Here is an 8,481-nt window from a genome sequence, read left to right on the forward strand (position 1 = left end):
GCGAACTTGGCCAGACAAAATTAGCGGTTTCGCCTATTCTGGCAAAAGAAAATCGTTGCAACGCACCCGATTTTTCTTACTGACCCCCAAATGGTTTCAGGGCGTATTTGCGATCTGTGTTACTCTGCCGCGCCTTCGCAAAATTGGCCGCCCGGCAATCAGCAGAAATACCACGGAAATGCCAATGCCGATGCCCGAAGGTAAATATAGTAAAAGCCAAAGCGCAGGATCGGCAATGACAATTGGTGAAACCGTGCCGCGAAACCCTTCGAGCAGTACTAGGATGGTAAATGCGGAAAAAATCTGCGGCCAAAGGCCAAACCGCGAAAAACTACCCAACATCAGAGCCGAGTACCCGACAAGAGCAACGGCAATGTTGATGGTAATCCAGGAAAACCGCTGGTGTAACTCTTCGATAACCTGCCCTTCTGAGTACCAACCAAGCGCAGTTGCATCTTCCTGGGCGTTCAACAGTTCCGAAGTTGGGGTAGCTTCTAGACTGCGTCTACCGATTTCGGTGTTTTCGGCCATGCTTGAAATGTCATATGAAGCGTCTTCAAACAAAGTGGAAGACAACGTGTTCCCGCGTTTGTCCAGCCGCAACGCTATGCCATCTACCATAACAAGGTTCATGTTGCCGCCAGAATTAACCAAATAGGCCGTGTTACTGGAATAGCTCGCCGGGTTTTCGCTGTCCCGGGCATCCGAAACAAAAACTTGGTGCAATGTGCCGTCCAGATCAACGCGCCCAATATAGACCGTTACGCCTTCCGTCGGGTGCATGAACTCACCTTCATTCAACAGCTGTGCGGTCACATCGCCTGCAACTTCGGCTTGCCTCCGTTCAAGTTGCTCCAGAGAGGCCGGACGTAGGAAGACACTTATGACCGCCATCATCAAGCCGGCACAAACGCCAAAAACCACTACTGCCCGTGCCAACCGCCAGGGGCTGGAACCGGTGGCCAACATAACGGTCAGTTCACTTTCCCGGCTCAGGCGATTGGTTGCATAGACGGCGGCGGCAAAAACCGCCATGGGCATGACTGTTCGGATAAGGGTCGGGAGGGTCAAAGCCGTGAATTCCAGGAACACCATTGCAGATTGGCCGCCGCTTATGACCCTGTCGAACAGGCTAACAGAGCGGGTGATCCAGAAGACACCTACAAGCACCAGAGTGAAAAAGCCGAACAGGACAAGCAATTGCCGCAGGAAATACCCATCGAATCGCGACATGTGACCTCTTTACGGCTACTTCGAACGTGTCGGAACATTAGGCCATTCGACTAGGAGAGGAAACCGCGATTAACGAGCTGCTACCAAGATGCGATTGCGCCAAAGCCACGCCAAAATTCTTTTGGCCTTTTGCGCGTCAACAACGCCGGACCAACGGCTCAGGATATCTTGAGCGTGTGCTGGCTTTTTCAAAAGTCCGAGCAAGGGCGCAAGCGGAATGCCCTCAATATTGGCAACAGGGCGGGGAAGATTGTGATGAACCACAACGATGCCGGGCTGAATGAAGGTGTCCGTTTGAATGCCAGCTTCCTCTATACGTGTTCTTCTGGACAGTATCAGGTGTTCTGTACGCGGCAGTTCGGCTTCTTCGAAATTTTCCGAATGACACCCCACCCAGGAACAAGCGGTTGCCCGTTTAGCCCAAAAATCTGTGTCACACACTCTTTGCTGGCGTGCGTAAAAATCGGCTGCCAACCCTGCATGAGCGCGAACTCTCTCTAATTGACGATCGTTATAAAAAGTCAATGCAATGCCCGTATCTTCGGGTCGCAAAAGCAGAGTATTCACCACCGTTGCGGCCTGAACCGCTTGCCCCATTGCAAGTTGCACGCCTTGAGAAGATAAAGGATCGACCGTCAAGCTCGCCTCTCCCACCCTCAACAGATCGGGGGCTGGCGGTGTAACTTCACACAAGCTGGTGGCGTCGCTGCGCCGGACAGGACCAATCCGACGATGTTCCAAACAGGGCGACAGCAAGGTCGATTGCGCCAGCAAATTTAGGTACAGGTCGCGCCGGTCTGAAGGAGACAGGCCGGTGCAAGTCACTGGGTCAACAAAAACCATCGCGTTTACAATTCCATCCGGCAGCAATGCGCTCCAATACCAATGGCTATGCCCTGCCTCGACCCTTGCCTGAGCACCAAATCCTGTCGGTGCACGCCAATAAGCATAAAGGCAAAGTAGTGGCGCAGAAGCAGACCGATAGCTGCGCCCCAATCCGGCTTGCCTGCCTGCTGCATCTACAAGGACATTAGAGACGATCCGCGATGGACCTTCGTCAGTTTTTAAAGGGATATTCCAACGTTGGTTGTTTCGAACTGGCCGATAGGCTCGAACTGGCTGCAACACTCGAACCCCGGCTTCCTTGGCCGAGTTCAACACTATGCTGTCAAACAGACCGCGATCGATTAGTAACCCCGCCCGTCGTTCCCCGGTTCCACGGCGTTCAAATGTGCCGCCCCAATGCAATACAGAACCAATTGCGGATAAGAAGCCCGCCTGTTGAATCTGACCAGACAAACCAAGCATTTCCAAGATTGGCCAAATAGAAGGTGCCAGCGACTCTCCAACATGTTGTCGAGGAAAACCCGCCCTTTCCACAAGGCACACCCGACGCCCCAAATGCGCCAACCGCATTGCTGTGACCGCACCCGCTGGACCGCCACCGATCACGCAAATTTCTGTCTCGATTGTCATATTTGGGGCTCAGAGTCAGGCGGTCGCGTGCTTAGCTGTTTGGCCAAAGTAGTCGGGCCGTGCCTCTGACAGTCGGACATAGGCTTGAAGGCAATAGTGCAACCAGCCGCGAATGTAATCACAAGCTGGACGGCCTCTATGAATAACTTCATGGTGGCAGCCACCTCCACACAGATAACGCGCCCAGCAAGTATTGCACGGCGATTGACCATGTACATGCCGATCTGCCAGCCATTGGTTGCGGCGCAGGTCAGGGCCATCAAAAACGTTGCCCATAGCCCCTGCATCGTCTTCGACAAAACGGTGGCAGGCAAACAAACCGCCATCTGCAGAAACGCCAAAGTACCCGGCACCCGCACCGCAGGCATACGGCCTGTGCGTTCCACGATGAATTTCCTGCATAGCTGCTGACATGTTCGAAAACGGATACCGCCGACCAATTTTCACCGCGGTTTCAAATGCCTGTCCGCATAGGATCATTTGATTCAACATCTCGCCAAAATCATCCCGATCCAATTCATTTCGTCCGTTAGGAGACGCCAGCATCGGAGAGAATCCGACCGAGTGGAACCCCATCCTAACAAACTCCTCAAGCGTTTCAGGAAGATTCATATTATGTGGTGTGACAGTCACCCGTGCACCAACCTGCATATTCTGCTGAAGTGCCAGCAATGGTTCGATGCGTCGCAGGATCATATCGTAACTACCTCGCCCCCCACGGTTTGGGCGCAAACGGTCATGCACCTGCCCGATACCATCCAAACTGATCGTGACCGCAAAACCATTTTCTTCAAAGAATTCAGCGTCCTCAGGGCGCAGCAAGGTTCCATTGGTGGTGATTGAAAAACCCACGCGCAGGTCGTTGCTTTGTGCCTGCGCTGTTGCGTATTCCGTGACCCGATGAACCAGCGCACGATTGATCAAAGGTTCGCCGCCCAAGTAGGCCAGATTGATCCGTGTGCCGGGTTCTGCCTCAGCCACCAATCGGTCGACCGAGGCTCTGGCCACTTCCCATCCCATGTTGCGGGCCGGTCCCCCAAAATCTCCGCCAGACGCGTAACAATAGGTGCAGGCAAGATTACATTTCTGCGCCACCGCCAGCGAAAGGGATCGTACCGGCATATTCGTAGGCGGCGTGTCATCTATAAATGGCTCACCATCCAAACCCATGCTGTCCAGGTATGCGCGTTGGCCGGACTCATCTAGTCCGGCAAACCGGGCCGCCGCGTCTATCGGAACATCAAACACCCGTGAGCCGTCCACAGCCAGCATATGATGCCCGTAATCAGTTTCAAAAAAATGCACCTCGGCAGTCGCGGGGATCAAACCTCGACCTCCGGCCAGAAGGGGATACCAATCTTTTTGGAAGCAAGTCTTTCACCCTCAACCCTCAAAAGTTTCATGGTGTCGCGAACCTGCTGGATATACGCCTGAGACTGTTCATACTTATCCTTGGACTCAAGCAAATACGCTTTCCGAAGACCCTCTTTGACCTCGTCAAACAATTTCAACGCCGTTTCCGCCTGTGCTTCCGTTCCTATTTTGACCCGGCGCAAATATGCAGGTTCACCTTTAGCGACATCGTACTTGGCCAAAACCTCTCGCATCTGCTTGAACCGAAGAAAATGCTCATCACCGTCGGTGTCGATACGCACCGCAAGGGCATAGAGGCGGCGATCAATAAAGGTCTTACTTTCCAGCGTCTTTACGCATTGAGCATATGCCCGGTCTATAAACCCTCCGGGGCGTTCGATTTCGATAAAATCATCAATGGCTTGGCTCGTCAGCGGACGCAGAGAGCGCGGAAAGATTTTGCCATCGCCAGGCCCAAAACGAAGCGTTAGCGCAGGTGTCAAAACTGGTTCGTATTTGTCGTTTTGCAATTCCCACAATAGCTGGTTTGCCCACCGCATATGTGTCATCTCGCCAATTGCAACTTCAAGAAGCGCACGGCGGGCAAAAATCAGATCGTCTCTTAGCGTCGGCCAGCGACCACGGTCGACGGTTTCCGGATCTGCCAGCGAGAAATACGCATAAAGATATTGTAGACTTAGCGTCATCTCCATTGGTGCAAGCCGTTGTTTGAGATCCTCGATCATCTTGTCCGTCGACTCATAAGGTTTTACGTCCGAGAGTTCGGGATCAGCCCTGTAAACCTCGCCCGTTTCGCGCCCTTCGACTACGATAGGCAGATCACTCCACATCTGGTTCACCTGATAATGGTCGATCTGGAAGGGACGGTTCTGCTCAACTGTGTTGAGCGCCGCCACGTTGCCCGAAGGCGACTTATCCGAGCGCAGCCAATCCAGATAGGTCTCGGCCCTGACAGGGTCATTGGACGCTCCGGTTGGCAGAGCTGCGTCGTGCGGGACCTCAGCCATTACAACGTCAGGGTGGTTCGACGGCCAATAGTGGCACCCACAATCGCGGAAGTCATGAGACCACGGGTTACAAAGGCTTTGTGTCAATTCGCCGGGGTCATAAGCACCACTGAAAACGCCCGCCTCTGTCAGGTACTTACGTCGATACCCCTTTAAAACCACTTGGTCAGGATCGGGAACGCCTTCGTGATCTCTCTTCTCCAACGCTATGGTGACTGGTTTGTCGTCTCCGCATTCAAGGCTGCGAATAAACCGCCATATCATGAGGCCGTCGTAAGGCATTCCCTTGGCATCGCGGAAGAAGATCTTTTTGCCATCCTGCTCGACCCACGCGAGAAACCATCGGCCCTGGCTGAGTCTTTGGCCCACAGCGCCACTGTAGTCGTTCAACAAGCTCTGGACCCATTCCTCTGGGCTATTGTCTGGCAACATCGGGTCATAGAAGTAATCTACATAGACCAGATGAAAGCCCTGTGTGTTTTTGGGCGCTTCAGGAAAAGGGTTCAGCGGCACGCGGGCTGCATTAAAAACAAGGCCGGGAAAGAACCGCCGGTCCAGATTGCGCACGTCCATTTCCAAACCCGGAAAGCAATTGCCGACCGATCCGTCCAGTCGCGTGTTGTCCGGGTTGCCCGGCACTTTGTAAGCAGCCCGTGCAGTCATGTTGCGCGGTTCGACACGGATAAAGTCAGGTTGATCAGGCATCGCGAACCTCCGTTTCCTGAACCGAAGACTGCGCGACCAAATAGTCGATGAACGAAATCACCAGATGATACTGCCTGCGTGACAGCGACAACGGGTAATAGTTTGAATCGCGCATATAAGGTGGCATCCGGGCATCATGCATCATGTCCCGTACGATACGTGGGTCACGAAATTCCGGGTTCGGAGCCTGCTTTGGGTTCGGGTCGGTTTCCATCTCAGACAGAGTGCCAAATGGAGGCCGCAACAGTGTTTTGACGAAATCCGGGCGACGACGCAGGAAGTCCAGCAGGTTTTCTTCGTCAATCAATTGCTCATGCACGAACTTGGTCGCCACTGTGTATGGCAACCTCTCATGTTGTACCGAGTTTGAAAAAACCGACACCGGCTGAGGACGGATTAAATCAGGAATTTTGTCTGGCGGTCGCGCGTCCTCTTCCGTCATGGACCGAGCATCCGTAGAAGGTAAGCCGGGCGTTGCTGGGATGTTCTTTTCCGCCTGAAGCTTGGCATTGTCTTTCAAACCCTGAGCTCTGATGTCATCCAGATTGATTAAGCTATTGGTTTCAAAAGCACGCCGGAAGATATCCACTACTTCTTTCTTGGCCTCATGATAGTTCTTTCTATCAACCAGCATGAGCGACAAATCGCGATCAAACAGGTCGTCCTCAAGGCTGTAGAAAGGGCGACAGTCCGGTGCAAAATCAGGAGGTCCCGTCATTATAGTGGCCCGTGCAGTCAACCGTTCCCCCCGAACGGCCAGCGTTGCCTCGACTATGCCGTCGCTGGTATCGTCTGCCACACCCCAAGACTGGTCATTGCCCACACGGGCTCCGTCATAGCTGTCATGTGGCTCGGGGTCATCAGACATTCCCGACATCATGATCCATTTCGACCAAGGCGTATCAGGGTTCAGAATCCGGTTCTGTTCAGGCACAATCTCGTGAATGCGGCCATATTCCGATTTTGGCGGGTCGTTTTGATATCCCGGCACGGCAAGGGTCGCTGGGCCGAAAGCCGCATCGGGCGGCCCGTACACCTCGCCCTTAGGTGGTGTAAATCTGAGGCGCAGTATGCTTCGGTCAACTTTCTGCCCATTGGCCGGCTCGTCCACACCCTGAACGGGAAGGATTGCGCGCACCGATCCCAGTGGGATGGGGCTGTGTTCGTACACCATAGGCTGTTGTTCCGAGGTGTGTGGGCTAAAGGCCAGCAACGGCTTTGGAGAAAAATCGCTACCAGCTATCTCAACCCGCGCCCGAAAACCACAGGCCGCGTCACCGGTTCTACGCTCTGCTTTCTGGTTTCCTACAGCGACGGTGTAGCGGACATTATCCAGAGAAAGACCCTGATCCTTTAGGAATTCCAGCGTCACTGGCGTTTCGTATTCGGATCCATCCCTAACGTCATGCATTCGCGCCCACAATTCAAAGAAAGGCGCCACTGGACGCAATGCCCCTCCTTCATCACGAAAGCGGATGCTGTTCGGCTCTGGAAGATAGGCAGATACGCTACCGTCCTCGTCCTCACGCAAAGTTACATTCGATCGGATGACCGTCTTATTGTTGCCGTGGGCGTCCAAATCCTGTTGCCACTCATAGCTTTCCAGCGGCGTCTCGCCCGGACCAAGCCGGGCCACCGCAATTGGCGGCAAGAAAAAAATTTCCTGAATCGTGTCCATAGTTGGCCCTCCCCTGCTCGGCATTGGATGCCCCTTCTTTCAGGGGTTTGAATAGGTTTCGTATGTTATTTTGGGGTCGTCGAAAAAAGACTCTGACTTGTCTACAATTATATCTCCTGGCGCATCTTTCGGCACGGGCGATATACTTTGCTGATAGTGAAAGAAATTATGTGGGTCGAATTTGTTCTTAACAAAAAGAAGAGAGTTGAAGTTGTCGCCCCAATATAGCCAACGATAATTTAGCTGCGTGCGACGAGGATAATTCTGGTAACAGTGCTCGTTGAAGAAACCATTTTCTGTCATGAGATTCATGAAATCATCCAGCCACTGAACAACGGTTTCCTTCTCCTCCTCGGACAGCCAGAACACATCGACATAGAAATTCAACGAGACATTGCGGTGAATAAAGGAATTTCCTTTCTTACCGACTGGCACCTTATTGATTGCGCCGCCATAGGGTTCGATCGCAACCGCGCCATATTCATTGGGCGTGCTATCAAGGTAATCAACTATGAGCTGCCACTCTTTCTCGTTGAGTTGTCTTTCGATGTAACCGGCCTGTTTATCCTCTCGCGCCTGATCGGGCACCACAGGGATGTCGTATTTTTCATCATAAAGCCACGAGTTGATTGCCTGATACGTGCCGAATTTTTCATTCTCAAGCCGGCCACCGATTTCTTTGTCCAGCAGCGGCGCAATCACTTCCATACCTTCTTCCGGGGGGCCATTATACATACCTGAAACAAGCAGAACCTTGTCATCTCCCTGATATGCAAGAAAAATATAAGCGCCGAAATTATCGTATTTACTATCTTTCATGTAGTTGGCCTGAAGAAATTCCAGCGCCTTTGCAGCTTTACGAAGTGGCCATTTGATATGAAAACCCCAAACTTCATAGAGGTCATGCAGCTTAAAGCGTATTTCAAGCAAAACACCGAAATTATTGCCGGTGCCGCCACGAATAGCCCAGAACAAATCAGGATTGGTTTTTTCGTCCGCGATTACAAC

Annotated in this window: 6 protein-coding genes; all 6 read right to left on the reverse strand. The window is 52.7% G+C overall.

What is annotated here, in order from left to right; translation table 11 throughout:
- Positions 1 to 96 precede the first annotated feature (96 nt).
- Positions 97 to 1,233 (reverse strand): LPS export ABC transporter permease LptF, encoded by a 1,137-nt coding sequence (gene lptF, locus AC2FNV_RS13835; RefSeq protein WP_170608643.1) that lies wholly within the window; start codon positions 1,231 to 1,233, stop codon positions 97 to 99.
- 69 nt (positions 1,234 to 1,302) lie between these two features.
- Positions 1,303 to 2,709 (reverse strand): flavin-dependent monooxygenase QhpG, encoded by a 1,407-nt coding sequence (qhpG, locus tag AC2FNV_RS13840; RefSeq protein WP_170608644.1) that lies wholly within the window; start codon positions 2,707 to 2,709, stop codon positions 1,303 to 1,305.
- A gap of 15 nt (positions 2,710 to 2,724) precedes the next feature.
- The gene (locus AC2FNV_RS13845) at positions 2,725 to 4,035 is read right to left on the reverse strand and encodes a radical SAM/SPASM domain-containing protein (protein ID WP_170608645.1); all 1,311 of its coding nucleotides are present in this window, start codon (positions 4,033 to 4,035) and stop codon (positions 2,725 to 2,727) included.
- Entirely contained in the window at positions 4,032 to 5,795 is a 1,764-nt protein-coding gene (locus AC2FNV_RS13850) for a ferritin-like domain-containing protein (protein WP_170608646.1), read from the reverse strand. The genes AC2FNV_RS13845 and AC2FNV_RS13850 overlap by 4 nt, the downstream gene beginning before the upstream one ends.
- On the reverse strand, positions 5,788 to 7,473 hold the full coding sequence (locus AC2FNV_RS13855) for a hypothetical protein (RefSeq protein WP_170608647.1): 1,686 nt from the start codon (positions 7,471 to 7,473) through the stop codon (positions 5,788 to 5,790). The genes AC2FNV_RS13850 and AC2FNV_RS13855 overlap by 8 nt, the downstream gene beginning before the upstream one ends.
- Before the next feature lie 39 nt (positions 7,474 to 7,512).
- On the reverse strand, positions 7,513 to 8,481 hold a 969-nt coding region (locus AC2FNV_RS13860), incomplete at its 5' end, for a BBE domain-containing protein (RefSeq protein ID WP_496773639.1).

The sequence above is a fragment of the Ruegeria sp. BHSA163 genome (genome assembly GCF_059613365.1).